General features: G+C 70.1%; 1 protein-coding gene. It reads left to right on the top strand.

Annotated elements, in window-relative coordinates; translation table 11 throughout:
* Positions 1-451 (top strand): hypothetical protein (locus M3226_RS31620; RefSeq protein ID WP_251573434.1); only part of this gene is annotated, 451 nt, incomplete at both ends.

Consider the following 451-nt stretch of genomic DNA (forward strand, 5'->3'; position numbering starts at 1 on the left):
GGCCAAGGTCCAACGCAAGCTCGGCAAGCCGACGTCGACACTGCAGGGTGACGGGTGGTCGGCACTGTGCGTCGAGGAGAAGCGCGCGGTCGGCTCCTACCTGTACGTGCCGTACGGGCCGATCTGCCGTGACGCGGGCGCACTCGACGACGCCTTGCGCGCCATCCACGCCCATGCCCGTCGACGGCGAGCCTGGTGGGTTCGCGTCGAGCCGCGCAGCAGCGAACGCGAGGCCCTCTGGTCGGACCTGCCGCTGTGGCGGGACGTGCTCGAGGCAGACAGATTCCACCCGGCGCTGCACGATCACCAACCGAAGCACACTCGCCTCATCGACCTGACTCCGGGCCCGGACGCCATCCTCGCCGCGGCGACGGGCAGCATCCGCACGATTCACCGCAACCACGCGAAGAAGGGCCTGGAGGTGCGGACGAGCCGCAACCCGGACGACGTC

The sequence above is a fragment of the Neobacillus cucumis genome (assembly GCF_023715505.1).